The organism is Snodgrassella sp., from assembly GCF_024103505.1.
GTDB classification, from domain to species: Bacteria; Pseudomonadota; Gammaproteobacteria; order Burkholderiales; family Neisseriaceae; genus Snodgrassella; species Snodgrassella communis.
The window spans coordinates 81912-108503 of sequence record NZ_JAGGIJ010000006.1 but is presented as its reverse complement, the minus strand read 5'-3'; the positions used below and the strand labels follow the sequence as shown (position 1 = coordinate 108503).

The 26592-nt window shown below is 46.4% G+C and carries 20 protein-coding genes; 14 read left to right on the top strand and 6 right to left on the bottom strand.

What is annotated here, in order from left to right:
• Positions 1-104 precede the first annotated feature (104 nt).
• The gene (gyrA, locus tag J6578_RS07460; protein WP_239365580.1) at positions 105-2708 is read right to left on the bottom strand and encodes a DNA gyrase subunit A; all 2604 of its coding nucleotides are present in this window, start codon (positions 2706-2708) and stop codon (positions 105-107) included.
• Between the two features lie 419 nt (positions 2709-3127).
• Here gyrA and earP point away from each other — a divergent pair, with 419 nt between their 5' ends.
• The 5 genes from earP to J6578_RS07435 all read left to right on the top strand — a co-directional run bounded on the left by earP (position 3128) and on the right by J6578_RS07435 (position 8217).
• A complete protein-coding gene (earP, locus tag J6578_RS07455; RefSeq protein ID WP_287954249.1) occupies positions 3128-4330 on the top strand; it encodes an elongation factor P maturation arginine rhamnosyltransferase EarP in 1203 nt (400 codons plus the stop codon).
• A 45-nt stretch (positions 4331-4375) separates the two neighbouring features.
• Positions 4376-4936, top strand: coding sequence for an elongation factor P (efp, locus tag J6578_RS07450; RefSeq protein ID WP_025331610.1), 561 nt, complete (start codon positions 4376-4378; stop codon positions 4934-4936).
• A gap of 141 nt (positions 4937-5077) precedes the next feature.
• The gene (locus J6578_RS07445) at positions 5078-6460 is read left to right on the top strand and encodes an MATE family efflux transporter (RefSeq protein WP_287951237.1); all 1383 of its coding nucleotides are present in this window, start codon (positions 5078-5080) and stop codon (positions 6458-6460) included.
• Positions 6460-7485 (top strand): UDP-N-acetylmuramate dehydrogenase, encoded by a 1026-nt coding sequence (gene murB, locus J6578_RS07440; RefSeq protein WP_502957993.1) that lies wholly within the window; start codon positions 6460-6462, stop codon positions 7483-7485. Before J6578_RS07445 ends, murB begins: the two co-directional genes overlap by 1 nt.
• A gap of 78 nt (positions 7486-7563) precedes the next feature.
• Positions 7564-8217, top strand: a complete 654-nt coding sequence (locus J6578_RS07435; RefSeq protein WP_239365692.1) for a TetR/AcrR family transcriptional regulator — start codon at positions 7564-7566, stop codon at positions 8215-8217.
• Positions 8218-9121: 904 nt separating this feature from the next.
• Here J6578_RS07435 and J6578_RS07430 read toward each other — a convergent pair.
• Positions 9122-10126 carry an MBL fold metallo-hydrolase gene (locus tag J6578_RS07430; RefSeq protein ID WP_239351139.1) on the bottom strand — a complete coding sequence of 335 codons (1005 nt, stop codon included), beginning with the start codon at positions 10124-10126 and terminating at the stop codon, positions 9122-9124.
• A gap of 131 nt (positions 10127-10257) precedes the next feature.
• Between J6578_RS07430 and J6578_RS07425 the strand changes: the two genes are divergently transcribed.
• Complete coding sequence (locus J6578_RS07425) at positions 10258-10419, top strand: hypothetical protein (protein WP_239351141.1); 162 nt, start codon at positions 10258-10260, stop codon at positions 10417-10419.
• A gap of 55 nt (positions 10420-10474) precedes the next feature.
• Entirely contained in the window at positions 10475-11890 is a 1416-nt protein-coding gene (locus J6578_RS07420) for a hypothetical protein (protein WP_287954247.1), read from the top strand.
• A 617-nt stretch (positions 11891-12507) separates the two neighbouring features.
• Here J6578_RS07420 and J6578_RS07415 read toward each other — a convergent pair.
• Positions 12508-12795, bottom strand: coding sequence for an NHL repeat-containing protein (locus J6578_RS07415; RefSeq protein WP_287954246.1), 288 nt, complete (start codon positions 12793-12795; stop codon positions 12508-12510).
• A 749-nt stretch (positions 12796-13544) separates the two neighbouring features.
• On the opposite strand from J6578_RS07415, the gene pta reads away from it, so the two are divergent.
• On the top strand, positions 13545-15245 hold the full coding sequence (gene pta / locus J6578_RS07410) for a phosphate acetyltransferase (protein ID WP_287954244.1): 1701 nt from the start codon (positions 13545-13547) through the stop codon (positions 15243-15245).
• Between the two features lie 609 nt (positions 15246-15854).
• Here the strand turns inward: pta and J6578_RS07405 are convergent.
• Positions 15855-16127, bottom strand: coding sequence for a DUF3079 domain-containing protein (locus tag J6578_RS07405; RefSeq protein WP_037407349.1), 273 nt, complete (start codon positions 16125-16127; stop codon positions 15855-15857).
• A gap of 173 nt (positions 16128-16300) precedes the next feature.
• Here J6578_RS07405 and J6578_RS07400 point away from each other — a divergent pair, with 173 nt between their 5' ends.
• The 4 genes from J6578_RS07400 to J6578_RS07385 all read left to right on the top strand — a co-directional run bounded on the left by J6578_RS07400 (position 16301) and on the right by J6578_RS07385 (position 19699).
• Positions 16301-17416, top strand: a complete 1116-nt coding sequence (locus J6578_RS07400; protein ID WP_287954242.1) for an FAD-dependent oxidoreductase — start codon at positions 16301-16303, stop codon at positions 17414-17416.
• The gene (thiS, locus tag J6578_RS07395; RefSeq protein WP_093091871.1) at positions 17416-17610 is read left to right on the top strand and encodes a sulfur carrier protein ThiS; all 195 of its coding nucleotides are present in this window, start codon (positions 17416-17418) and stop codon (positions 17608-17610) included. The genes J6578_RS07400 and thiS overlap by 1 nt, the downstream gene beginning before the upstream one ends.
• Before the next feature lie 361 nt (positions 17611-17971).
• Positions 17972-18499, top strand: coding sequence for a YagU family protein (locus tag J6578_RS07390; RefSeq protein ID WP_287954240.1), 528 nt, complete (start codon positions 17972-17974; stop codon positions 18497-18499).
• Positions 18500-18904: 405 nt separating this feature from the next.
• Positions 18905-19699, top strand: a complete 795-nt coding sequence (locus J6578_RS07385; protein ID WP_093091875.1) for a thiazole synthase — start codon at positions 18905-18907, stop codon at positions 19697-19699.
• 96 nt (positions 19700-19795) lie between these two features.
• On the opposite strand, the gene J6578_RS07380 is transcribed toward J6578_RS07385, so the two are convergent.
• Positions 19796-21196, bottom strand: a complete 1401-nt coding sequence (locus J6578_RS07380) for an amino acid permease (RefSeq protein ID WP_287954238.1) — start codon at positions 21194-21196, stop codon at positions 19796-19798.
• A 1030-nt stretch (positions 21197-22226) separates the two neighbouring features.
• Here J6578_RS07380 and J6578_RS07375 point away from each other — a divergent pair.
• Complete coding sequence (locus J6578_RS07375) at positions 22227-22520, top strand: hypothetical protein (RefSeq protein ID WP_287951232.1); 294 nt, start codon at positions 22227-22229, stop codon at positions 22518-22520.
• A complete protein-coding gene (gene pepN / locus J6578_RS07370) occupies positions 22513-25158 on the top strand; it encodes an aminopeptidase N (protein WP_093091879.1) in 2646 nt (881 codons plus the stop codon). Before J6578_RS07375 ends, pepN begins: the two co-directional genes overlap by 8 nt.
• A 139-nt stretch (positions 25159-25297) precedes the next feature.
• Here the strand turns inward: pepN and efeB are convergent, their stop codons facing one another.
• The gene (efeB, locus tag J6578_RS07365) at positions 25298-26587 is read right to left on the bottom strand and encodes an iron uptake transporter deferrochelatase/peroxidase subunit (RefSeq protein ID WP_287951231.1); all 1290 of its coding nucleotides are present in this window, start codon (positions 26585-26587) and stop codon (positions 25298-25300) included.
• Positions 26588-26592 lie beyond the last annotated feature (5 nt).

Below are 26592 nucleotides of genomic sequence, written 5' to 3'. Positions count from 1 at the left end.
TGTTATCAAGTGGGGTATTGCTATGGGGAGTACGGTAAGAATAGTTGTTTGGATAAGAATAAAGCCGACTGGTAAGGTCGGCTTTATGGTTTCATGTGCTGGATTTAATCTTCCGGGGCATCCAGTACATCTACTTCGGTGTTGCTGTTTTCTTCCGGCTCGGCAATGCGCTCCAGACTCACCAGTTTTTCGCCCTCATCAAGATTGATGAGTTTTACGCCGGCCGCGGCACGGCCGGTAGAACGTATCTGATCGACTTTGGTGCGAATCAGTACGCCACCGCTGGTAATCAGCATGAGGTCGTCGCTATCGGCTACGAGGGTGGCGGCCACGAGGTCACCGTTGCGTTCACCGGTATCAATGGCAATTACACCCTGAGTACCACGGCCGGAACGGCGGTAGTCGTCAACGGCGGTACGTTTGCCAAAGCCGTTGGCTGTGGCGGTGAGTACCAGTTTGTTGCTGTCTTCTTCGGCATCGTATGCCAGCAGGCTGATAACTTGATTGTTTTCGGCCAGTTTCATGCCGCGAACGCCACGAGCACTGCGCCCCATCGCACGAACGTTGTCTTCGCTGAAGCGGACAGCTTTACCGCCATTGGAAAACAGCATGATGTCGTGTTTGCCGGCGGTTTTGACGGCACCAATCAGGTGGTCGCCTTCGTCCAGTCCGAGGGCGATGATGCCGGCGCTACGTGGACGGGAGAAGTCGAGCAGTGAGGTTTTTTTGACGATGCCCTGTTCGGTACACATGAAGACGTATTCGTTTTCGCTGAATTCGCGTACTGGCAGGATGGTGTTGATTTTTTCACCCTCTTCGAGCTGTATCAGGTTGTTAACCGGCCGGCCACGGCTGTTGCGGCCGCCTTCGGGCAGTTTGTATACTTTTATCCAGTGACATTTGCCCAGACTGGTGAAGCACAGCAGGTAGTCATGGGTGTTGGCGATAAACAGGGTTTCGATGAAGTCTTCGTCTTTGGTGGCGGTGGCCTGTTTGCCACGGCCGCCACGCCGTTGTGCCTGATAGTCGTCTACCTGCTGGGTTTTGATGTAGCCGCCATGTGTGAGGGTAACAACCATGTCGCGCTTGGGTATCAGGTCTTCGTCGGCAATGTCGCCACCAAAGGCATTGATTTCGCTGCGACGTTCATCACCAAACTGTTCCTGAGTGGCAGTCAGTTCATCATGGATAATCTGGTTGATGCGCACTGGATTGGCGAGAATGTCGAGCAGGTCGAGAATAATATCGAGGACGCTTTTGTATTCATCAACGATTTTATCCTGTTCCAGACCGGTAAGGCGTTGCAGGCGCATGTCGAGGATGGCCTGTGCCTGTGCATCGGAGAGGAAGTAGTCGTTGCCAAGCAATCCGGTATTTTCGGGTAAATCCTGTGGTTTAACCAGTTGTGCATCGATGTCGCTGCGGGCAAGCATCTGAGCAACCAGACCTGAGCGCCACGGACGTGAGGTTAAGGCAGCCTTGGCTTCAGGTGGGGTTGCGGAAGCTTTAATCAGGGTGATGATTTCGTCAAGGTTGGACAGGGCTACGGCCAGACCTTCAAGTACGTGGCCACGTTCGCGTGCTTTGCGCAAGGCAAACATGGTGCGCCGGGTAACGACTTCGCGGCGGTGACGCAAAAATTCGTTCAGTATCTGTTTCAGATTGAGCAGACGTGGCTGGCCGTCTACCAGTGCCACCATGTTGATACCGAAGCTGTCTTGCAGCTGTGTTAGTTTATAGAGTTGGTTGAGTACGACTTCGGCATTTTCGTTGCGTTTAAGTTCGATAACGACGCGCATGCCGGATTTGTCTGATTCGTCGCGCAGGTCGGAAATACCTTCGATAACTTTGTTGTGTACCAGCTCTCCGATTTTTTCAACCAGTCTGGCTTTGTTTACCTGATACGGGATTTCATCAATGATGATGGCTTCGCGGTCGTCGTGTTTGCCGATTGGTTCGATGTGGGTTTTGCCACGCATGATGACGCGACCGCGGCCGGTACGGTAGCCTTCGCGCACGCCGGAAAGGCCATAGATGATGCCGCCGGTAGGAAAATCAGGTGCCGGAATCAGGTCGATGAGTTCGTCGATGCTGAGGTTTTCGTTGGCCAGTAGGGCTTTGGCGCCGCCAAGCACTTCTTTGATGTTGTGTGGCGGTATGTTGGTAGCCATGCCGACGGCGATACCGGATGAGCCGTTAACGAGCAGTGCCGGAATCCGGGTAGGCAGTACGGCTGGTTCGCTTTCGTTGCCGTCGTAGTTGGGAATGAAGTCGACGGTTTCCTGATCGATATCGGCCAGTAATTCGTGCGCAATTTTGGCCATGCGGATTTCGGTATAACGCATGGCTGCGGCGCTGTCGCCATCGACGGAACCAAAATTACCCTGTCCGTCTACCAGCATGTAGCGCATGGAGAAGTCTTGTGCCATGCGTACGATGGTGTCGTAAACGGCGGTGTCGCCGTGCGGGTGGTATTTACCGATAACATCGCCGACAATACGTGCCGATTTTTTGTAGGCACGATTCCAGTCGTTATTCAATTCGTGCATGGCGTACAGTACGCGGCGATGAACTGGTTTCAGGCCATCGCGCACATCGGGAAGGGCGCGTCCCACGATAACGCTCATGGCGTAATCTAGGTAGGAACGGCGCATTTCTTCTTCGAGAGATACTGTTATGGTTTCTTTGGCAAAAAGTGCATCAGACATAATGGCTTTACTACTTTGGAGAGCATGGTTTATTTTACCATAGCAGTCATGGGTTTCTGACTATTTTTCGTTGTGAGGATGATTTGATGTAAAAAACCTTGTTGTTAAAGGAGTTAAAAATATGCTCACAATATCTGTGGATAAATCTGTGGAAAATGAAAGCTGTGCTTGGATAATTGCCTGTAAATCAAGACTTGTAAGTGGTTGCCTAAAAAATAACCCTGAAAATTAAATCTTTTAAAAACATATATTTAAAAATATATAAGACTGTGATGAGCCTGTTCCATTTTTTTATGTGTTTGGGGGTAATCAGTTTAATTCATGTGGATAAAATCAGTTTGTCAAGTCTGTTTTGCTCTTGACAGGATGATGATTGGTCATGGTAATGCGTTAAGTTATGCTGTTGGTAAGGAAATTTTATGCAATCTCTGAATTTGCCTGTGTGTGCACCGCCGGCTGATTTTGCAAATGAGGCATGGGTATTTGTTCGGGTCATTGATAATTTTGGTGATGTGGGTGTGGGCTGGCGCTTAAGCTGTCTGCTGGCGGAATTCTTATGCCTGCGGGTGCGTTTGTGGATTGATGATGTGGGTGCGCTGGATAGGTTGGTACCAGAACGCGCAGTCTATCAGGCGCAGATTGTGGTGGAAGTGTGGCAGGATGATGAGGCTGTGGTGCAACGGCAACTGGCCGATGTTACTGATCCGGTGCTGGTGATAGAGACATTTGGTTGCGATTTACCGCCAGCGGTGCTGGCACGGATGGCTGAATGCCGACCTCTGTGGCTGAACTGGGAGTATCTGACGGCAGAAGACTGGGCGGTGGATTTACATGCTATGCCATCGTTGCAGGCCAATGGCTTGGCTAAGTATTTCTGGTTTATGGGTATTGATGCGGCCAGTGGTGGTTTGTTGCGTGAAGCTGATTATGTGGCTGAGCGAGCTGCATTTTTGCAGCAGCCGGAGCTACAGCAGGCATTCAGGCAGCAGTATGGTTTGCCGTTACGGCATAATGGTCGGTTGTGGCTGGTGTTTGCCTATGCTGCGGTGTGCTGGCCACAATGGATGCTGATGTGGCAGCAGGCTGATACGCCGATAACGCTATGGCTGGCCGGCGGGCAGGTGATAGACAGTTTGCGCGCTCAACAGGTAATCGCTCCAGATGCTTTGCAACAGGACGGGGATGTTCTGGTGCTGGATAAGCTGACGCTGGTGCGCATTCCGTTTGTGCCACAGGCAGCATTTGACCGCCTGCTGTGGCTGGCTGATGCGGCAATTGTGCGCGGTGAGGATAGTTTTGTGCGCGCATTATGGGCCGGGTTGCCGTTTTTCTGGCATATTTACCGGCAGGATGATGAAGTCCATATCCACAAGTTGCATGCATTCTGGAACAGGGCTACGGCAGGCTGGCCTGTCGGATTGCGCGAGGCTTTTATGACGTTGTCGGATGATTTGAACGGCACAGGCAGTCTGGACGGAGCAGGGCGTGTAAGGGCGTGGCAGAATTTGTGTGCGAGCTGGCAAATTTGGGTAAAATTGGCCGCAGTATGGTCTGAAATGCTGCATGTACAGGACAGTGCGCTGGAAAAACTAGCCAGATTTAGCCATCTTCCGCTAAAATAATATACTTAATTATTTGCTGAACTTTATTGGGAAATTAGATTAAAGATGAAAACCGCACAAGAATTGCGCCCGGGTAATGTATTTATGGTGGGCAATGATCCAATGGTGGTGCAGAAATCCGAATACAATAAATCCGGTCGTAATGCTGCCGTGGTGAAAATGAAACTGAAAAATCTGCTGACTGGTGCTGCTACGGAAACAGTGTATAAAGCTGATGAGAAGTTTGATGTGGTAGTACTGGATCGCAAGCAGTGCACTTACAGTTATTTTGCTGACCCGATGTATGTTTTCATGGATGATGAATTCAATCAGTATGAAGTGGAAGCTGAGAACATTGGCGATGCCATCAAGTTTATTGTGGATGGCATGGAAGAAAAATGTGAAGTGACTTTCTATGATGGCCGTGCTATTTCTGTGGAATTGCCTACCATTATCGTACGCGAGGTGGAATACACTGAGCCGGCGGTGAAAGGTGATACTTCTGGTAAGGTAATGAAGAATGCCCGTCTGGTAGGTGGTGCCGAGATTCAGGTAGCTGCTTATATTGAAAATGGCGATAAAGTGGAAATTGATTCGCGTACTTTTGAGTTCCGTAAACGCGCTTAACTGATTTTCTTGCTGGCAGGCTGTCTGAAGAATTTCAGGCAGCCTGTTTTGTTGTGATATATGCGGCATCATGCTGCCTGATGATTATGACGGCTTGCCGTCTTTTATTGTTTGTATTATTTGAGTTTGTAGGTGTGAAAAATGTTGTTTGAACTGAATCAGCATGGCCGGGGCGAGTTGCTGGTCGAATGCCGCAGATTATTGCGGCTGGCGTTACCGATTCTTATCGCACAGGCAGCGCAGGTAGGTGTGGGTGTGGTAGATACGGTGATGGCTGGTCACGCCAGTGCCAACGATCTGGCTGGGGTGGCTTTGGGTTCGAATGTATTTATTACGCTATATATTACTTTTCTGGGCGTAATGACAGCATTGCAGCCGATACTGGCACAGTTGTATGGTGCCGGAAAAACCACGGAAATTGGCGAACAGGGGCGGCAGGGGCTGTGGTTCGGGCTGTTTCTGGGGGTGCTGGGTATGCTGCTGTTGTGGGCGCTGATTGCGCCGATGCAGCGCTGGCTGAATATGGGTACGTATGTAAATGGTGTGTTTGGCGAGTTTGTGTTCTTTATTGCGCTGGGTATGCCGGCAGCGATGATTCATCGGGCTTTTTATGCCTTTGCTTCGTCTTTAAACCGCCCAAAACCGATTATGGTGGTGAGCCTGATTGCGCTGTTGCTGAATATTCCGCTGAATTATGTTTTTGTTTATGGTAAGTATGGTATGCCGGAGCTGGGCGGGGCGGGCTGCGGTCTGGCTTCGGCTATTTGTTTCTGGTTTAATGCGATTGTGTTGGGTATCTATGTGGTGCGCCAACGTTTTTTCGCTCCATTTGCGCTGTTTGCCCGCTTTGACTGGCCAGACTGGCGTTTGCAGGGTTCTCTGTTGCGGCTGGGTATTCCGATTGGAATGTCGTTTTTCCTTGAGGTGAGTCTGTTTACTTTTATTAGTTTACTGATTGCGCGCTTTGGGGTAACTCAGGTAGCTGCGCAGCAGGTGGTAATCAGTATTACTTCTCTGATTTATATGTTGCCGCAAAGTGTGGGTATTGCGCTGGCTGTGTGTGTCGGGCAGGCTGTAGGCGCGCGTAAATGGCAGCGTGCCCGCTTTGTTTCGGGTGTGGGGCTGAGCATGGGGCTTTTGGGCGCCTGTTTCACCGGGGTGATGCTGTTGTTGTTCCGGCATTTCTGGGTGAGTCTGTATACTGCTGATCAGGAAGTAATCCTGCTGGGCGGGACACTGCTGATTTTTGCGGCGGTTTTCCAGTTATCGGATGCCACACAGACAATTGCTTCTTATGCTCTGCGCGGCTACAAGCTGACTAAGATTCCGATGGTGATTCACGCATTCAGCTTCTGGGGGCTGGGGCTGGGCTTTGGCTGTCTGTTTGGTTTGTATTTCGGTATGGCGCTGTATGGTTTCTGGCTATCGCTGGTACTGGCATTAACGGGTGCGGCTGTGGCACTGGTATGGTATCTGCACTGGCAAAGTGAAAAATTTGCGCTGGCACATGCGGAAAAAGAATGATGATGGATGTGATTGAACATGCAGATTTACAGCCCTTAAATACTTTTGCGTTGCCGGTACGGGCACGCTGGCTGGTAACGCTAAATGATGCTGCTCAGCTGCCGGACATTATGGCATTGCCCCAATTTGACCGGCAAAGTGTGCTATGGCTGGGCGGTGGGAGTAATATCCTGTTTTGTGCGGATTATCCAGCGCTGGTGGTTCGTGTTGCCAACCGAGGTATCCGGCTGATAGCAGATGATGGTGAGCGGGTGCTGGTAGAAGCTGCTGCGGGTGAAAACTGGCATGAATTTGTGCAGTATACGCTGGCACAGGGCTGGAATGATCTGGAAAATCTCAGTCTGATTCCCGGTACAGTGGGTGCTGCGCCCGTACAGAATATTGGTGCTTATGGTGTTGAAGTACAATCCTGTATTGAGGCGGTGCAGTGTTTTGACCTTGAAGCACGGCAACTGCGCTGGCTTAGCTGCGCTGATTGCTGTTTTGCCTATCGTGACAGTATTTTCAAACACGGTGAACCGGGACGTTATGTTATTGTAGCGGTACGGTTTCGGCTGTCACGCTGTTTTACGCCACAGTTGCATTATGGTGATCTGGCGCAGGTAGTAACAGAACAGGCTCAGGGACAGACGCTAACGGCCAGTATGGTGGCACAGGCTGTATGCCGTATCCGGCAGCAGAAGCTGCCTGATCCGCGTGTGCTGGGCAGTGCCGGCAGTTTCTTTAAAAATCCTGTTGTGCCGGCTGCGCTGGCGACTTCTTTATTAGACTGCTATCCGGCTTTACCGCATTATCCGCAGCCTGATGGACGGGTGAAGCTGGCTGCCGGCTGGCTGATTGATCAGTGTGGTCTGAAAGGTTATCAGCTTGGTGGTGCCGCGGTGCATGAACGGCAGGCTTTGGTTCTGGTAAACAGGGGTCAGGCCAGTGCCGCAGATGTGGTTGCGCTGGCTAAACACGTTCAGGACTGTGTGGCACAACGTTTTCAGGTGCAGCTGGAACCAGAACCGGTATGGCTGCCATGAGCACGGGGATGTATGGCGAGTTGTTGAAGGTGCCATATGTATGTTTTGCGCGATGATACACTACATAATCTGAAAGAAATTAATATGGTGAAAGAGTCACGCCCTAATACTTATAATCGTATTATTGATGCCAGCCTGAAGCTCTTTAATGAGGAGGGTGAACGTAACATCAGTACCAATCACATTGCTGCTTATCTGGGTATCAGTCCGGGCAATCTGTATTATCACTTTCGTAATAAAGATGAAATTATCATGCAGCTGTTCAAGCGCTACAGTGAGGAGCTGTTGTGCTATCTGCAACAGGTTAAACCGCCACAGGATACGGATGCTATCAAGAATTATATGCTGGGTGTTTATGATGTGTTGTGGAATTACCGTTTTTTGTTCAGTGATTTAAATGCGATGTTGTCGCGCAGTGCTGATTTGCTGGGCGAACACAATAATTTCACCCGGGTACAAGTGTCGCCAATGCTGCAAAATCTGTTGCAGCAGCTAACCGATACGGGGTTTATTCTGACAGATGAAGTTGCCCGCAAGGAAATGGCGGTTAATATCTGGCTGATTACCAAATATTGGTGCGATTATGACAGCACTTTGTATGCAAGCAAGCTGACGGAAACATCGAAATTCCGCGGGACGCACCAGACGCTTACGTTATTACGCCCCTATGTTGCTCCTGCTTACCGTGAAGAGTTTAATCGTATGATGGCTGATTTAAGTAATCAGGTGTAAATGTTAAAGCGAATCTCATTCGGGCAGTGGAGGTTTATTCTGGTGGGTTGATGCTGAAAGTTTATATCAGGGCGGTAATTTGTCAATCTAATCATGCTGTTAGCCGCCCTATATGTTTGGAAAATAAGTGCTGCTGGCTTTTGCAATTTAGTCTTTCTCTTAATTCACTAAAGTTGTAGGAGTTAGGCTGGCTTATTCAATATAAAAAGCGCAGGCTTGTAAAAGAATAAATTCTGGTCAAGATTAATAATATATTATTGTGTTTTCTATGCCAATGATAAGCAAGGTAGTCATTTTGATGCATTAAAATAGGTGCAATCAAAATGTGCTAAATCATTAATATAGAAGAGGTGTTGTTATGATGTCTTTGGCTTCTTCTATAGAATCATTCAGCAGTAATATTATGCTTTTGTCCTTATTTTAATTAATTTTATTTGGGGAAATAAAAAGCACGACAAAATTTATTAGCATATTGTTTGGTTAATTAATTAAATATTGTCTTGTTGATGTTGAAGTAGGTCTGCTTGGGGTGATTGTAGTGCTGAATTTGATGTTATGTTCTATTGTGATATTAATGGAATCAATTAATTAATTGATAAAAGCTTTTTATTCATGAATAAAACATGGTTGGTTGCTTAGTTTATTTTCCTGAACAAATGAATAAATATCTACATTGAGCCTTATTCATGCATTGTTTTAGCATGATTTTCCAGTCTGCATAAAAGATATCAGTATGGTTTGTAATAAACACTTCCATTATATGTTGATAAAATCGAATACAATTCTGAATCTTCATAAGATTGTATAAAGTATGCTGGATTAGGCTAGTAGTGTTTTCAGTAAAATGCCCATGAAAAATCAAGTTTTAGGAAGAGATTGCAGCTTTTGCTGTTGCTGTACAAGATCAGGCAGGAATGATGCGGCTGGCTCCCATTTTGATACTTTCGAAGCGACCGGGGGCAAGTTGTTGCTGCGCACAGGCTGAGGCCAGCAGTTGTGGCGGTTCATCCAGTGGTTCATCGGTTAGTTCAAAAGCGCCCCAGTGGATACCAATGGCCTGCCGGCATTGCAGCATTTTAAAAATAGTTACTGCCTGCTGTGGGTCGATATGCTGATTGTGCATAAACCAGCGCGGTGCATAGGCACCTATCTGGATGGCGGCCATGTCTATGGGTGCAAAATGTTCAGCTATCTGCCGGAACATTATTTCGCTGAATCCGGTGTCGCCACTGAAATAAGTGCTGCTGCCCTGAGTGGTTTGCATGATCCAGCCACACCACAGACTATGATTACGGTCGATGATACCGCGCTGACTCCAGTGATGTGCCGGTACGGCATGAAACTGAATATTTTTGATGCTTACCTGTTCCCACCAGTCCAGTTCAACTATGTTATTAATGCCCAGTTTTTGTAGAATATTTTTCAGGCCTAATGGCACAACGGCTGTGATGGCCGGAAAACGGGCAGCCAGCTGGCGGATACTGGTTTTGTCCAGATGATCGTAATGGTTGTGTGATAAGACGATAACATCAATGGGAGGAAGCTGGGCGATGCTGGCTGCTGGCTGGGTACGGCGTTTCGGACCGGCAAAGGTGACAGGTGATACTCGCTGTGAGAATACCGGGTCGGTAATAATCATGCAGTTTTGTAAACGCAGCAGCAGTGTGGCATGACTAATCCACCACAGGCGGTTGCCACTGAGGGTAAAGTCTGGTGTCTGATACCAGTTGCGGGCAAAAAGCTCATAGCCGTGTTGCGGTGGTTTGGGCAGGTGCTGGCGGTGTCTTTCCCAGCTCCAGCGCCAGACTTCAAGCTGCTTGATGACGGTTGGCTCCAGATTGCGGAAGCCATAGGGGGTGTGATGGGCTTTCGCCGGATTGTAGTATGGGTTTTTTCTTTTAAATAGCATTATCAGTTATCTTTAGTTGATACGATTAGGGGCGTGATGGATTGCTATCGCAGGGTGTGGGTTTTTGAGGAAGCTTTCGATCGGTTTGCTGCTATGGTATCTGTATTTTAGCTTAATTTCAGCACATCAGAATGCTTACTGCATTGTTGTGGTTCAGTGTCGCAGTTTTTGCTATCAAAACGGTGGCTGTATTGGGTGGTTTGCGTCAGTATTCTGATGCAGAAATGATGTTTGTACGATATGGGGTTATTCGAGTAGGGGTATTGATTGTCGGCTTTTTTAGTCAATGTTAATATGCGGTTTTATTTTTTGCCAGATGCTTGTTTTTATAGTTGAGGGGATATCTCTATGAGGAAACTTTTACTGGTTGTTTTGTGTTTGTTTTTGGCAAGTTGTGTGCTGCCGGTTAAGCCGGAAGACAAGTTTAAAACCGGTGACTATATCGGTGGGGTGAAAATTCTGGCTACTAATTTTAATGCGAAAAGCCAGAAGCTCAAGCAACAGAATAAACCATGGAAAGACAAGGATATTCTGTATTTGCAGGCTACAGTTGGCAGCCTGACCGAAATGGCACAGAAAAATATTCAGCAGGCGGCTGCTACGGATTATGATACGCGGATTAAGAATTATCAGTTGTTGCTGGCGCTGAAAACTGAGCTGGAAGATAAAAGCTACAGTTCTTATATAGAGCAATATTTAAGTTTGTATACGGTAGACGGGCTGAAAGAATCTCTGGCGATACAGTTTTACCAGCAGGCCAGTGCTATTGTGGCGACTAATAGTCATGATTATCTGCGCAAGGCCAAGTTGTATCGTCAGGGCTATGAATATTTTAATTATAAAGATATCCATAAGCGCGCTGAGGATAATCAGAAGCTGTATTATAAAACTGCTGCACAGGAATTTTATGCTGATGCGCAGGCGGATGTGAAAGAGCGCAATTATAAGCAGGCAGCAGAAAATTTTCGTAAGGCGCATGAGGTTTATCTGCCTTTAGGTAAATATAAGGATAGTGCTAAGCTGGCTGATATCTATGAAAAAAAATGGCGCACTATTGAGGCAGAAAACCAGTATCAGCGGGCGCAGGCTATTGTGCGTAAAGCAAAACATTTGAGTGAGTACCGTGAGGCAGCCAGTTTGTTCAGTGCGGCCAGTGAGGTATACAGTCCTTATGGTAATTCATATAAAAATGCAACTAAACTGGCTGATGTTTATGCACGTAAGGGGCAGGTACAGATCTTTGTCCGCGGCAATAGCTATCTGGCTGACCATATCCGCTCTGCGCTGCAAAAAAATTATGTGAGTTTTGTCAGCAGTGCCGGTGCGGCTAATCTGGTGATTGATGTGAGTATGAGTCATGGGCAATTTCAGCAGTATAAGGAGAATATTGAAACCCATGACAAGCATGAAAATCTAAGGGTGGGCACGAAGCAGGTGGCTGATGATAATGGCAATATGGTGGATCAGCCTGTTTATGAGGATTTTTATTTTAAACAGTATAGTGTGAAGACGGTTAATGAGGCAGAAATGGTGGCGGAAGTGCATTCCAGCGGGCTGTATGATTTAAACCGTAGCTATAGTGCAAAAAGTACTTCATCGCAGACTTATTACTGGTTTGATGGCCATGTGCCAAGAAAATATACAGCTTTTACTGAAGGTAAACTGCTTGGCCGTGAAGAGCAGTTTGGTCAGGCGCGTGAAAATCTGTGGTCTCAAATGCGGGGCGATTTTTATGAGATGAGTAGGGCGCTGGCTAATCTGTAGCGCGGGGATGACGGCCACCTTTAGATTGGCAGATGTTTGTCTACACAGCTTACCAGATGATGGTGTGTATTGAGGTCTGAGTTAGACAGGGTTTTGGTTGGTGATAATTTTGATAGTGATAGCCTCTGAAGTCTGGTGTTACCGTTTTTTATACAGAATTTTTAAGTCAGTATACGCTAATCGGGCACAAGAAATTTCTGGTGCGCTGGTTTTACCGGCAGGTTAATTCTCATTGTGGGCACTAATGGGGAAGTTGCTGTACAAGACTAAATGATGCGGTTAAGTTTTTGGAATTTACTTATGCCGCATTCTGGTTAGAAAACGTTGGTGTGCTAATTTTTAGGGTGTATTTTGAATTGAATCGTGAACTTAGATTGGCTATGTAAGCAATCTAAGTTCTTTTAGGTATCAGCCTACTATGTTTAATAGTCTGAGACGATAATCAGCTTAATGAGCGATTATGTGGTTACTTTAATTATTGCTATACATATAAACAGGTTCATTCTGCCATGTGCCAATATAGTAACGATTGTTATGAAAAGCTAATACAACGGCACCGGGCGAAGATGAAACTATTGTGCTTACGGTTTTTGTTTTTACATCAATTTTTCGTATTTTTAAATCCAGCGCAATAATTTCCCCACTTGATCGATTAGTAATAAGTAATTTTCCTGAGTTAGAAAAAGCAATACCTGTTGGTGTGTGGTAGCCATCTGAAATTTTTGAGACTTTCCGTTAGTGGCTATTTTTAAAATATCATTATCATGATATGAGGAGATGCAGATATTATCATCAGCATCGATCGCAATGCCGGCAGGAGCAGAAATATCTGTGTAGACGGTTTCATGCTCACCACTGGCTTTAATCTTAGTAACCGAGTCGCCAGACCAATTGATGACATGCACTGCGCCTGTACTCTCAAATGCAATTCCAGTGGAGCTTTAAAAAAGTGCCCACTGTTTTTAATCGGCTTGCCCTATCTGCGGACGCTTTCGAAGAATTTTCTCTGGTCGTTAATTTGTCCATAGCAACTTTTCCATATAAATATAAAGAACATAAGATGAGAAAAGTAAATGCAATAGGATATAAAAAGTTTTTTTTCATTATTTGAGTATTTGACTAACAGCTACATTAATATTGCCCTGATTTTATGTCATTAGGGTTGGTTGAGGTGTTATTGATGTTCAGCGTAATTCAGGGGTGATCTTGCTGCTAGAGTGTACACAGAAACTGGAAAATGCTGAAATACTAAATTAGTGATACAGAATAGATATCAAGGGTAGGCTGTTAGCCCGGTTAAGAAAGTTGATCTATCTATGTATTCTGTTTATATGGCTGTTGTTATTGCCAGCTTGTTTTGCGGATTTGGATGATGGCTGTTTTTTAGTTTGGCTTGCTATCTGTGCGGATGAAATGACAAAAAATTGCTTGGGTTGTCATGCATATCTGATATCTGATTCAGGTAATGGGTGATTGGGTAAGTTAAATCAGAACTGGAATGGTGGTGGTAAGTGGATATATCCGGCTGACTAATGTTTTTTCATGCAAAAGTTGATGTAGTTTGTGATATGGTGAAACGAAGTAAATTATAATCGTTAGGGATAAAGTAAGTGCAGCGGTTGCTGCTGGTGTTATTTAGACGAAAGGGATAGTTATGTCGCAATTTTTGCTGGTGCCAACCGGCGCTCAAACAGGTCTGACCGCGGTAGGTTTGGGCGTAGCACAGGCTTTTGTGCAGGCCGGACATGTGCCGCTGTATTTCAAACCAGTTGTTGCGGATGTGGCTGCGGATAATACATCTGCGTTGGTGCAAACTGTATTACAGCAAAATTTACCTGCGCCACAGTCTCTGGCCAGTCTGGATGAGCGTGTGTATCAGGGGCAGGCAGATGATGTAGTAGAAGAGTTTGTTGCTGCTTTTTATCAGATGGCAGAAGCGAAACACGATGTGGTGGTGGTTGAAGGGGCTGTGCCTGAAGCCGGCCGAACTTACTTGCCAGCACAAAATGTGAAGATTGCGGCTGCATTAAATGCACGGGTAATTCTGGTGGCCGCAGTAGCGGAACAGACGCCGGCAGCGGTGGCTGCCCAGCTGCAATTGGCTATGCATGATTATGCATATGGGCATACTGAAATCAGTGGTTTTATTTTAACTGCTGATGCTCAGCATACACCGGCAGCCGGTTTTGCCGCTGAAGTGCAGGCTGCACTGGCTGCACACGGCAAAAAGCTTCAATGTATCGGTGTGGTTACGGCTATATCCGCTGGTGTGGATGTGGCTCAGGCTCAAGATGTAGCCAAGGCTGTGGCTGCTCAGTTAAATGCTGAGCTGCTTTGTGGGGAGCTGGCAAAACCGGTAGCAGAACATTTGGCACCGGCGGCATTCCGTTATCAGATGATGGCGCGTGCCCGTGCTGCGAATAAACGCATTGTTCTGCCTGAGGGTAATGAACCACGCACGATTGCTGCGGCTGCCATTTGTGAAAATAAAGGTATTGCCCGTTGTGTACTGCTGGCGAAAAAAGCTGAGGTGGAAGAAGTAGCGCAGGCGAAAGGAATTACTTTACCCGCCACGCTGGAAATCGTTGACCCTGACAGTATCCGTGAACGTTATATTGCGCCTATGGTGGAATTGCGAAAGAGCAAGGGATTGACACCGGAACAGGCTGCGGAACAGTTGCAGGATACGGTAGTTCTGGGCACTATGATGCTGGCTACAGGTGATGTGGATGGTCTGGTATCCGGTGCTGTGCATACCACAGCCAATACTATTCGCCCTGCCTTGCAGCTGATTAAGACTGCTCCGGGTGCCAGTCTGGTATCCAGTGTATTCTTTATGCTGATGCCGGATCAGGTGTTGGTATATGGTGACTGTGCGGTAAATCCGAATCCTACAGCCGAGCAGCTGGCTGATATTGCTATTCAGTCTGCGGATTCTGCTAAAGCATTTGGTATTGAACCAAAAGTAGCGATGATTTCTTATTCTACTGGTTCATCTGGCAGTGGTGCTGATGTGGAAACGGTTACGGCTGCCACTAAACTGGCACAGCAAAAACGCCCCGATCTGCATATCGACGGACCTTTGCAGTATGATGCGGCTAGTGTGCCGAGCGTGGGCAAACAGAAAGCGCCAGACAGTAAGGTTGCCGGTCAGGCAACGGTATTTGTGTTCCCCGATTTAAATACCGGTAACACAACTTATAAAGCGGTACAGCGCAGTGCGCATGTGCTGAGTGTAGGGCCGATGTTGCAGGGTCTGAACAAACCGGTGAATGATTTGTCTCGTGGTGCTCTGATTGAAGATATTGTCTACACTGTTGCGCTGACTGCAATTCAGGCAGTACAGATGAGCTAAACGGTTTATTGCATCTAAGTTGTGTAGCATATGGGCAGATGATGGTTATATCATCTGCCCTTTTTTGCTTATGTAGCTATAAAATTCGATAATTTGCTATTTTTGAGCAATATCAATAATAGTATTTAAGAAAAATAAGATGATTGTTGTCTTTTGTCGCGCTGGTTTTACAGACTATTGCCAAAATTGTGCTTATAAATTACAGTGTGTAACACAGGCGTTTCGTCTGAAAAAATCCAAGAATACAGAGGCATAATCTAAAATTTAGAGGATCTTGAAGGTTTTTGATACTCGCCTGCGAATGTTTGCAGGCGGTTTATTTTTTTCTGCTGTAGCGTTTGTCCAACTGTAATTTTAAGGTGTGCCGGCTGGTTTTTTAGTGCCACCCGTATTCTGAATTATTTATGGTACGTTACGCTGAGGCTATCTGCTGTGGTGTGAATACAGGCTATGGGTGTTGCGGCTATTGCTGCTATGTTTATGTGGTCTATTACTGGTAATTGTTTATTTGATTCAGAATAGATGTCTTAGTAAATACTATGAGCCGGTTTAAGGAAATTTTTTGCGGTATGGGTTCTAACAGTAGGGTGTGATATCAGGGAAGTTGAGCTATTTTTTTAAAGCCAGTTTGATGTGGGGCTTTTGTGCTTTAATTTCTGGCGCGGATGATTTACTGGTTATGGCAATTTGCGCGCGCTGTGCGTCGGAGAGTAGGCCTGACCAGTCTCCATCCAGATACCACTGTTCGCCGAAATCCTCACAGGGATGAGGAATACGGATGCTGCCATTACCGCATTGCAGGTCATCGGCACGGCAGTATTTGTCGCAGCCCCAACAGATTCGTTCGGGATGTTTAGGATGTAACGGAAAAACCTTAGCCATGATAGGGGATACCTGTTATGAGTTATATAGAGGTTATACTTGCTGGGCTGGATTTATTCAAGAAACGGATAAATGAATACTGTGTAATGTTTTGTTTGGATTAATTGCTGGCGCTAAGGGATACAGGCCGATACCTCGGGATAAGGCTTCAGCTCAAAGAAAATAGGTGCGCAATGAAACAATTTGATGTTGCGGTGCTGGGTGGTGGTTTATTGGGGCGTCTGACTGCGTGGTTACTGGCAGATCAGGGCTGCAAGGTGGTATTGCTCAATGCTGGTAAGCGTAATGGTGAAGAGGCTGCTGCTTTTGCTGCTGCTGCGATGCTGGCACCAACAGCTGAAGCGGTGGACGCAACGCCGCTGGTGGTACAGCTAGGCTATGCCAGCTTGCCCATCTGGCGCCAGTGGGTGAATTCATTTCCGATACCGGTATTCATGCAGCAAAATGGTTCGCTGATTGTGTGGCATGCGCAGGATCAGGCTTTGGCCAAGCAATTTTCCCAGCATTTGCAACGAGCCCATCAGGACAGTAGTGTCTGGCGGCTATGGCACAATCAGGAGATTAGTGAACACGAACCACAGCTGGCCGGCCGCTTTCAGCAAGGGCTGTTTTTGCCGACGGAAGGGCAACTGGATAACCGTCAGATTCTGCTGGCTCTGGCGGATGAGCTCGACCGGTTACAGGTGAACTGCCATTGGGGGTGTAGGCGTGATTTGGCGGAATGTGCTGCTTTGGCACACTGGACACTGGATTGTCGTGGCTACGGTGGCAAAAGTAACTGGAATCGCTACGGTCAAAGCCGCTTACGTGGGGTACGAGGAGAAGTATTACGTGTTTATGCGCCGGATATTGAGCTTCGGCGACCAGTTCGGGTATTGCATCCGCGCTATCCAATTTATATTGCACCCAAGCAGAATAAGCTGTTTGTTATCGGGGCTACGCAGATTGAAAGTGAAGATGACAGTAATCTGAGTGTACGCAGTGGTTTGGAGCTGATGTCTGCTCTGCATACGGTTCATCCGGCCTTTGGTGAGGCACGGATTCTGGAAAGTCTGGCTGAGCTGCGGCCTACGCTTAATCATGAAAATCCGGAAATACGCTATGATAAGCTGAGTCGTGTTGTCATGGTTAATGGTCTGTTCCGACATGGTTTTATGATTTCACCTGCGGTGAGTATTGCTACGGTGCGTGTATTGCAGGCTTTGATGCAACAGCAGCCATTACCTGATGCTCAGGCGTGCTATGACATTGATGTTTTAGCCGTCAATCAAAATGGGGAAGGGAATTGATGCATATTTGTGTTAATGATGAGGTAATTGATTTTGATGGCCAGACTGTCGCTGATCTGGTGGAGTATCTGATGCCTGAAACGCCATTTGCTGTTGCTGTAAATACATCTTTTGTGACCAGAAAGCAGTATTCAAGCTATCATTTACAACCGCAGGACAGGGTGGATATTGTAAGCCCGGTAGTGGGCGGCTAGTATATTGGCTGCGGTTCTGATTTTATTTTAGAAGCTCCGCTTGAATACAGGTTTTTCGCTATTCGGCTAGGGATAGTCTTTGCATGCTGATAAATCAATTTAGTCTGTTAATTTCTAAATGAATTGATGTTTGTGGCTGGAAAGATATGCTAAAAATATGCTTTTGTGTTTATAAATAAAATCAGCTTGCAGATAGATGAATGAGCAGACAGATTTTTTTGCTATTGATATTTAAGTTGCTGTGGCTTTGAAGGGTAAATTAGCTTGAATTAGTCTCTGATCTACATTTACACTTGCGACTTTGTTATAAACTAATTAATAAAAAATAATATTAATTATTATATTAAGAGGAATTAAGTTTATGTCTGATCTGTTTGCTCGCACTCAGCCAGCCAGTCGCCATTATGGGGTGGCTTTTCTGGCCGGTATTATGGGTGGTCTGATTTCAGCTTTTGTGAAATCCGGTACGGAGGGCGTGATGCCGCCACGCACGCCAGACCGTGTGGCTCCGCCAATTCAGATGATTCAGGATATGGGCATTGATATGCACAATATGATCTACACTTATTCTGATCAGGTAGTGAACTGGGGCGGCAGTGCTGTGCATATTCTGTTTTCGATTGCATGGGCGGTGATTTACTGTGTGGCTGCGGAGCTTTTTCCTAAAGTCAAGCTGTGGCAGGGGCTGGCGTTTGGTATCGGGGTGACTATTCTGTTTCACGGTATGATGTTGCCGATACTGAATCTGTCACCGGCACTATGGAATCTGCCGTTTGATGAGCTGTTTTCTGAGCTGGTAGGTACGCTGTTATGGATGTGGACGATTGAGGTTTTCCGCCGTGATCTGCGTAGCCGCCTGACCAAGAAACCAGATCCGGAATTTCAGTAAGCTTTGTCTGATTTTCCACACGTGGCGGTTAAGTATAATTGTCGGCTGGCAGGTCAAATCTGATATCTGTAGTTAATCGCATTGTGCTCATGTTTATTCTGAGATTGGGAAATATCTGTTGTTTCTGACTGCTATTTTCTTATTATGAAGATTTACATGGGCATAACGGTAAGTACTGTTACCAGTTATTATTTTAGGTGCTGTATCACGCCATAGGCATGAGTAGTTATCAGTGGTAATTCTTCTGGCATAAGCTGGCGTGCAGTAAGCTTATTCAATGTTATTCTGTTTGATAAAACAGATGCAAAGTGGTTGTTCTGGTTATAAAATCTAATTCTTTTCACTCAGGATGGCTGCCGGTTGTTTGGGTGTATTTGTTAATGTTATGTGCAGAGGGGAAGGCTTATGGCTTTGCAACTTTATGATAAGCAGTTTGATAGTCGTTTGTTGTTGGGCACTGCTGCTTATCCTAATCCGGACGTGCTGCGCGCAGCAGTAAGAAAAGCGCAACCAGCCATGATTACTGTAGCGTTACGCCGGCAGGCGGCTAGCTCAGCCGAGCATGGGCAGGGTTTATGGGGTTTGTTACAGGAGCTGGCTTTGCCTATTCTTCCCAATACCGCCGGTTGTCTGAGTGTGGAAGAGGCGGTGACTACGGCACAGATGGCGCGCGAAGTATTTGAAACTGATTGGATCAAGCTGGAATTGATTGGTGACGATGATACTTTGCAGCCAGATGTATTTCAATTGGTACAGGCGGCGGATATTCTGATTAAGGCTGGTTTTAAGGTATTGCCGTATTGTACAGAAGATTTAATTGTCTGCCGTCGTTTGCTGGATGTTGGTTGTCAGGCACTGATGCCCTGGGCTGCTCCGATTGGCACAGGTCTGGGGCCGGTACATGAATACGCCCTACATGTGTTGCGTGAACGTTTGCCAGATATTCCGCTGCTTGTGGATGCTGGATTGGGGTTACCTTCACATGCAGCAAAAGTCATGGAATGGGGCTTTGATGGTGTATTGCTTAATACGGCAGTTTCGCGCAGTGGTTATCCGGTAATGATGGCCGAGGCGTTTGCGCAGGCGGTTAATGCTGGTCGGCTGGCTTATGAAGCGGAACCAGTAGTGCCGCGGCATAATGCGCAGGCTTCTACGCCACAGGTTGGACAGCCATTCTGGCACTATCCTGAATACGAATAATAGAAAATAAAGCGCGAAAGCGCTTTATTGTTTATTGTCAATCATCTTGTCCTGTTTAGCTGCATTTATGGCAGTTAAACAGGACAGATTTTTCTGTTAATGGGATTTATTAGTGTTGTCTGAATAGGCAATGCATTTTTTCAGTTGCTGACGATACAGGGGCAGGAATATGGTCAGCAGAATGAACCAGACCGGTGTCGCTACTAAGCCGGTAAGGGTATCCTTATCCTGGCTGAACAGGTACAGCGCAAATACAAAGAAAATCAGACATGCATAACACATGGGTATGCCAAAAGGCATTTTGTAGACTGAGCGCGCATGAGCCTCTGGATAAAGCTTGCGATAACGCAGGTAGGCAATCAGAATAACTGCCCAGACAAAGATAAAACAGATGCTGGATACAGTTGTAACGATGGTGAATACTTTCATAACATCACCTTCGGCATAGAGCAGTCCAATACCGATCAGCAGCAGCGCGCAGGAGTAGAATAAACCGTTTTGTGGTACGCCACTGGCAGACAGTCGCGCAAAGGCTTTCGGCGCAACGCCATTTTTCGATAAACCGTACAGCATACGGCCAGTGGAAAACATGCCACTATTGGCCGAGGATAAGGCTGAGGTCAGCACGACAAAATTAATAATCGATGCTGCGGCACTGATGCCAATCAGGGTGAACATATTCACAAACGGGCTACGGTCTGGTGCCACCTTGCTCCACGGGGTAACTGTCATGATGATGGTTAAGGCCAATACATAAAAGACAATCACGCGCACTGGTATTTTATTGATGGCTGCTGGCAAGGTAGTGTTAGGATCATCTGTTTCGGCAGATGCGGTGCCAACCAGTTCAATACCAACAAAGGCGAAGATGGCAATCTGAAAGGCAGCAAAAAAACCAGACCAGCCATGTGGCATCCAGCCACCATAAGACCATAAATTGCTGATTCGTGCCGGAATGCCGCTGGGGCCGACAAAGCCGCTGAGTAATAGATAGCCGCCACAGCCAATCAGTGCCAGAATAGCCAGAATCTTGATCAGTGCAAACCAGAATTCCAGCTCACCAAACAGTTTGACGGATAACAGATTCAATGTCAGCAGGACAATAATACATATGATACCGGGCAGCCAGAGTGGGATTTCTGGCCACCAGAACTGGGTATAGCCGGTAATGGCCACGATATCGGCCATGCCAATCACAACCCAGCAAAACCAGTATGACCAGCCAACATAATAGCCAACAGTGGGATTAAGAATATCAGTGATGAAGTCGACAAAAGATTTGTACTGCAAATTGTGCAATAGCAGCTCACCCATGGCACGCATAACGAAAAACAGAAATGCGCCGATGATGATATAGGTAAGCAGTACAGATGGTCCTGCCAGACTGATGGTGCGGCCTGAACCCATAAAAAGGCCGGTACCGATTGCTCCGCCAATGGCAATTAGCTGTAAATGTCGGTTTTTCAGTGTACGTTTTAACTCGGGTGGCCGGTTCATGGTGTATCCTCTAGAGACTGGAAAACAGGAATCAAAAACATGGTTTAATTTTTGGGATAGTATCCCCTGTATTAAGTTATTTATACTAAAAAGGGATTTCGGGCACTGGCAGATCTATATTCATATATTTAATATAGGGCGTGCTGTTAACTGCACAGCCAGCTTGAAATCATCATACTGTATCACAATTTATTGCAGTTGCTGGCAATATCTTAATGTATGGGTTATGAATGAGGTGATGTTGTATTAAATAAGTGCGGATTAGATAAGAATAGTTAATGTTATCAATAACTGATATTTATTTAATTTGCAGGAAGTTTGTTAGCCCACCGCGAATAATATTAATTTAAGTAATGTCAAACATTCTGAAATTTTTAGATGTTGTCGTTAGAGCTGATGATGGTTGGAAAGGTATGAATATGACCAGTCAAATATGGCTAAAAATATTCAGAAAGCATTATATGGTTGTATAATGATGAAAAACTATCGCTGTTTGTGTTGTTGTTTTTGCCCATCTATTGTCTGAACTAAACTGATTTTATTTATATTGTTCTAATTCATTTTTTAAAAGGGTTGTTAGTGCTGAAAAAGTTATCAATAGACTACTTTTTCTGCCACAGGAAAAATTAAGCTATTAATCCACTTGTATAAAATTCATATAAATCAATTTTTTCCGGCCAGAATGGTATAACTTTTTTACCCTTTCTCATTGATAACTGTAATCAGCCATTTTTCAAATAAAATATTCAAGTCTTTCATGTGTCTCTGATGGCATTACATTTACTGCTGTTGATTATTCATAATGGTTAATACTTTGTCTGACTGTTCCCGCCGCACAATATTATTTTAATTGCGCTGATTTGATGACTGAAGCTATTGATGATATTACTGTTCAAATCTTCTCGTTATATCTTGTATGGGTATGGTAGTTATTATTTTTCGTCTGACCGGTTTTATTGCAGGTGTTTTTCTGATTCATTCGATTTTGTGATTGATTAACTGCATGGTTAGGCTGCTTACTGTGGGTATAATGATGCAGTATAGCTGGCGTTATCTACGGCTGGATTATTACTGTTGTCGATTACGAAAAACGGTAGTCGTATTGGTGGCCTTGACGATTATCAGATTAGATATGAATAGTACCTGTTTGGTGCAAGTGGTACAGATTGTGTATGGCAGGAATTGTGTCCGGGTAATAATGGCTGCATGTTCAGGTGTAAATGTTATTGCCATTGTGCATGGTGGTGATGGGGTTGATTGTGTGCATGGTAGCCGTACAATAGACAGAACAGATTTGGATATTAAGAGTGTTAAATATGAGTGAAAATAAAGTTGTTCATTACTTAAAAGATTATCAGGCACCGGATTTTGCGGTAGCTGATATTAATCTGACTTTTTCTCTGGAAGATGCTTATGCTACTGTACTCAATCGCATGACTGTGGTGCCGCGGCAGGCAGACAAACCTTGTGTACTGGATGGTAGTGCTGAGCTGTTGCAGATTGTTTTAAATGGTAAGTGTTTGTGTCCGCATGAATATGCAGTTGCAGATGAAAAGCTGATTATTCATGTGGTGCCAGATAGCGAATTTGTGCTGGAGATTACCACCAGATTGTATCCGGCACAGAACAAAACGCTGATGGGGCTGTATGAGTCTGGTGATAATCTGTATACCCAGAATGAACCTGAAGGCTTTCGCAAGATTACCTATTATTTTGACCGGCCGGATGTAATGAGCCAGTTTACCACTACGATAATTGGCGATAAGCAGCGTTATCCGGTTATGTTGTCCAATGGTAATCTGATTGACAGTGGTGAGCTGGACAATGGCCGGCACTGGGTATGCTGGCGTGATCCGTTTGCCAAGCCAAGCTATCTGTTTGCACTGGTGGCCGGACAACTGGCGATGCTGGAGGGCAGTTTTACCACCCGCAGCGGTAAAGAAGTGGCGCTGAAATTTTATACCCGTCCGGAAGACCGTGCCAAGGCCGGTTTTGCGCTGGAGTCATTGAAGCATGCGATGCAGTGGGATGAAGAGCGTTTTAATTTGGAATACGATTTGAATATTTTTATGGTCGTGGCCGTGAGCGATTTCAATATGGGCGCCATGGAAAATAAAGGCCTGAATATATTCAATACTAAATATGTACTCGCCAGCAGTGACACGGCTACTGATGCCGATTTTGAAGCAATTGAGGGGGTGATTGGCCATGAGTATTTCCATAACTGGACGGGTAACAGGGTAACTTGTCGTGACTGGTTTCAGTTGTCGCTGAAAGAGGGGTTGACGGTATTCCGTGATCAGGAATTTTCAGCCGATCGAGCCAGCAGGGCAGTACGCCGCATTCATAATGTCAGGGTACTGCGCAGTATGCAGTTTGCCGAGGATGCCGGCCCGATGGCACATCCGGTACGGCCGGCTTCATATGAAGAAATGAATAATTTCTATACGTTGACTGTGTATGAGAAAGGTGCTGAAGTGGTACGCATGTATCATACACTTCTGGGCGAAGCCGGTTTTCAGAAAGGTATGCAATTGTACTTTCAGCGCCATGACGGTCAGGCGGTGACTTGTGATGATTTCCGTGCGGCTATGGCTGATGCCAATGGTGTTAATCTGGAGCAGTTTGCTTTATGGTACAGTCAGGCCGGTACACCGCAGATTAAGGCGCATGGTGAATATGATGCAGGCAATCGTACGTTCAGCCTGCATCTACAGCAGTATATTCCTCCCACACCTGATATGGCGGACAAGCAGCCGATGGTGATTCCGGTTAAAGTTGGGCTGCTTGGTCGGGATGGTACATCTGTGGTATTCAGACTGGCCGATACAGACGCGGTGGTAGAGGAAACTGTGCTGGTATTTAATCAGGCACAACAGACATTTGTGTTTCATGATGTTGCACAGGAGGTAGTACCATCATTGTTGCGCGGTTTCAGTGCACCGGTAAGACTGGATTATCCGTATAGCGATGCTGATTTGATGTTGCTGCTGGCACATGACAGCGATTCCTTTGCCCGCTGGGAAGCTGCGCAAACCCTGTACCGGCGTGCTGTAGCAGCTAATGTGGTTGCACTGGAAGCAAATCAACCAGCTCCTCATCATGCTGAGCTGGCTGAGGCCATTACGGCAGCACTGAATGCAGATATTGATCCGGCTTATAAAGCAGTATTACTACAGGTGCCGACTGAAGCGGAATTATGGGAAGATGCGCAAAGCATTAATCCTGAGCTGTATGTACGTGCACGGCAGGCATTGTTGCAGGATTTGGCTGCCAGTATGGAAGACACGCTGACGCACTGGCGTACATGGGCTGATACACAGGAGCAGAACAGTAAGCACGCTGCACCACAGGAATATCACCCTGATCTGGCCGGTGTTCGCAGCTTACGCAATACTTTATTGCAATGGGGAGTACAGGCCAGTGCGCAAGTACTGCAAACTATTGCAAGTGAATATACGCAGCGCGCCACTAATATGACGCATGAATTCGGAATGCTGTCGGCCATTAATCATTTATCTGATGACAAGCGCGATGAGTTATTAAACCAGTTTGCTCAGCGTCATGCGCACGATGATCTGGTGATGGATAAGTATTTTGTTCTGATTGGCAGCAGCCAGCGTGCCGATACCCTGCAACAGGTACAGGCAGCATTGCAGCATCCGGCTTTCAGTCTGGAAAATCCGAACAAGGTACGTTCATTACTGGGTAGTTTTAGCCGTAATATTCAGCATTTTCATGCTGCCGATGGTAGTGGTTATCGCTTTATTGCTGAGCATATATTGCGTATTGATGGATTTAATCCGCAGGTGGCGTCGCGTCTGGTGCAGGCATTTAATCTGTATGGCCGGCTGGAACCGCAGCGTAAGGCATTAATGGCTGAACAGTTGCAGCGGATTCAGCAGCATGAAGGGTTATCCAAAGACAGCCGTGAGATTGTGGATAAGATTTTGCGTGACTGAGATGATGGCAGGTGAATGCCCGCCTGAATAAATAAATCAGAGCACCACAGCTTATGCTGGGGGTGCTCTTTTAATATGGATATGCTTCTGGCTATTCAGGCTTAGATAGGAATGAGGTATGTTCTCATTACTTGCTGATTTATCCTTCAAGCAGCTGCTTGCCCAGATAATCGTTTTCTCTGGCCATTCCGGGTAATACAAAGAAAAAGCCACCACCAAATGGCTTGATATAGCGTTCCAGTGGTTCACCATTTAGGCGGTTCTGAGTATCGATAAAGCCTTTTTTCAGGTCATTCTGATAGGCAACAAAAATCAGTCCCATATCAAGCTGGCCACTGGGTAAGATACCCAGTGAGTAACTGAAGCTGCGCCGGCGCAGCTTGGCTACATGCCGTTCCGGAATACGTGGTTCAGCACGGCGCATGTGGGAATCAAACAGAATACGGTCGCCATGCGGGTCGAGATTCATTTGCGGATCATCCATTTCGTGCTGCATGCCGATAGGTGCGCCACTGATTTTGTAACGGCCAAAATCGTTTTCCTGATCTTCCAGTGGTGTTCTGTCCCAGAATTCCAGATTAAAGCGAATCAGGCGGATAGCCTGATAACTGCCACCCAGACACCATGCAGGTTCATGGTTAGCGGCAGTTACCCATACCAGTTCATCCATCAGTTTGCTATCGGTGATGGGTGCATTGCCGGTGCCGTCTTTAAAGCCAAACAGATTGATGGCTGTACTGTGCCTGTCGATATCACGAGCCGGCAGAAACCCGTCCATTTTCCAGACCGGTACCATGAGCTTGTTACAGTGACTAATCAGGTCGCGCAAGGCGTAAATCACGCTTTCGCGGCTGTTGGCACAAAACTGAATCGATAAGTCTCCGCCACACCAGTTTTTTTCCAGTCGGTCATTGGGAAAGCGAGGCATGGGAATCAGTTTTTTCGGTTTGTGTTTGGCCAGACCAAAGCGCTGGTCAAACAGGCTGGCACCTACCGCTACGGTAATGGTAAGCGAATCGGGTGACAGGTTATGGCCGAGCAGCCCGGATTCCACTGGTGGTAGCTGATCATTTTTTCCTGTGGTCAGTTGCTGAGGCCGGGTGAGATAGGCGATGCGTTGAGAAATAAGCTGCAATAATTGTTGTAGCTGAGCTTTTTCCCGTGTGGTGACATTAAAGGTAACAAAGATAGCTTCTTTAGTGTCTGGTGTGATTACGCCGGCCTGATGGCTACCCCAGTAATCGACTGCCTGATTATAATCGTGTGTACAGTTGCTGGCCGCACTGGCTGGTTTGCTGGCACCGATACCGGCTATACCCAGTCCTCCGGCCAGCAGCATTTTCATGCCGTGGCGGCGGCCGAGACTGGCAGGATTGTCTTCAGGCGTGGCAGCTGAGTCTGGCTGGTGTCTGAAGGTATTCTTTTGCATAACTT

Excerpts from the sequence above, each read along its gene's own strand:
- efp (WP_025331610.1), top strand. The coding sequence starts at position 4,376 with ATGAAAACCGCACAAGAATTGCGCCCGGGTAATGTATTTATGGTGGGC.
- J6578_RS07390 (WP_287954240.1), top strand. The coding sequence starts at position 17,972 with ATGTCTGATCTGTTTGCTCGCACTCAGCCAGCCAGTCGCCATTATGGG.
- J6578_RS07385 (WP_093091875.1), top strand. The coding sequence starts at position 18,905 with ATGGCTTTGCAACTTTATGATAAGCAGTTTGATAGTCGTTTGTTGTTG.
- efeB (WP_287951231.1), bottom strand. The coding sequence starts at position 26,587 with ATGCAAAAGAATACCTTCAGACACCAGCCAGACTCAGCTGCCACGCCT.
- J6578_RS07430 (WP_239351139.1), bottom strand. The coding sequence starts at position 10,126 with ATGCTATTTAAAAGAAAAAACCCATACTACAATCCGGCGAAAGCCCAT.
- pepN (WP_093091879.1), top strand. The coding sequence starts at position 22,513 with ATGAGTGAAAATAAAGTTGTTCATTACTTAAAAGATTATCAGGCACCG.
- J6578_RS07380 (WP_287954238.1), bottom strand. The coding sequence starts at position 21,196 with ATGAACCGGCCACCCGAGTTAAAACGTACACTGAAAAACCGACATTTA.
- J6578_RS07400 (WP_287954242.1), top strand. The coding sequence starts at position 16,301 with ATGAAACAATTTGATGTTGCGGTGCTGGGTGGTGGTTTATTGGGGCGT.
- J6578_RS07375 (WP_287951232.1), top strand. The coding sequence starts at position 22,227 with ATGATGCAGTATAGCTGGCGTTATCTACGGCTGGATTATTACTGTTGT.
- J6578_RS07420 (WP_287954247.1), top strand. The coding sequence starts at position 10,475 with ATGAGGAAACTTTTACTGGTTGTTTTGTGTTTGTTTTTGGCAAGTTGT.
- thiS (WP_093091871.1), top strand. The coding sequence starts at position 17,416 with ATGCATATTTGTGTTAATGATGAGGTAATTGATTTTGATGGCCAGACT.
- murB (WP_502957993.1), top strand. The coding sequence starts at position 6,460 with ATGATGGATGTGATTGAACATGCAGATTTACAGCCCTTAAATACTTTT.
- pta (WP_287954244.1), top strand. The coding sequence starts at position 13,545 with ATGTCGCAATTTTTGCTGGTGCCAACCGGCGCTCAAACAGGTCTGACC.
- J6578_RS07445 (WP_287951237.1), top strand. The coding sequence starts at position 5,078 with ATGTTGTTTGAACTGAATCAGCATGGCCGGGGCGAGTTGCTGGTCGAA.
- gyrA (WP_239365580.1), bottom strand. The coding sequence starts at position 2,708 with ATGTCTGATGCACTTTTTGCCAAAGAAACCATAACAGTATCTCTCGAA.
- J6578_RS07425 (WP_239351141.1), top strand. The coding sequence starts at position 10,258 with ATGCTTACTGCATTGTTGTGGTTCAGTGTCGCAGTTTTTGCTATCAAA.
- J6578_RS07405 (WP_037407349.1), bottom strand. The coding sequence starts at position 16,127 with ATGGCTAAGGTTTTTCCGTTACATCCTAAACATCCCGAACGAATCTGT.
- earP (WP_287954249.1), top strand. The coding sequence starts at position 3,128 with ATGCAATCTCTGAATTTGCCTGTGTGTGCACCGCCGGCTGATTTTGCA.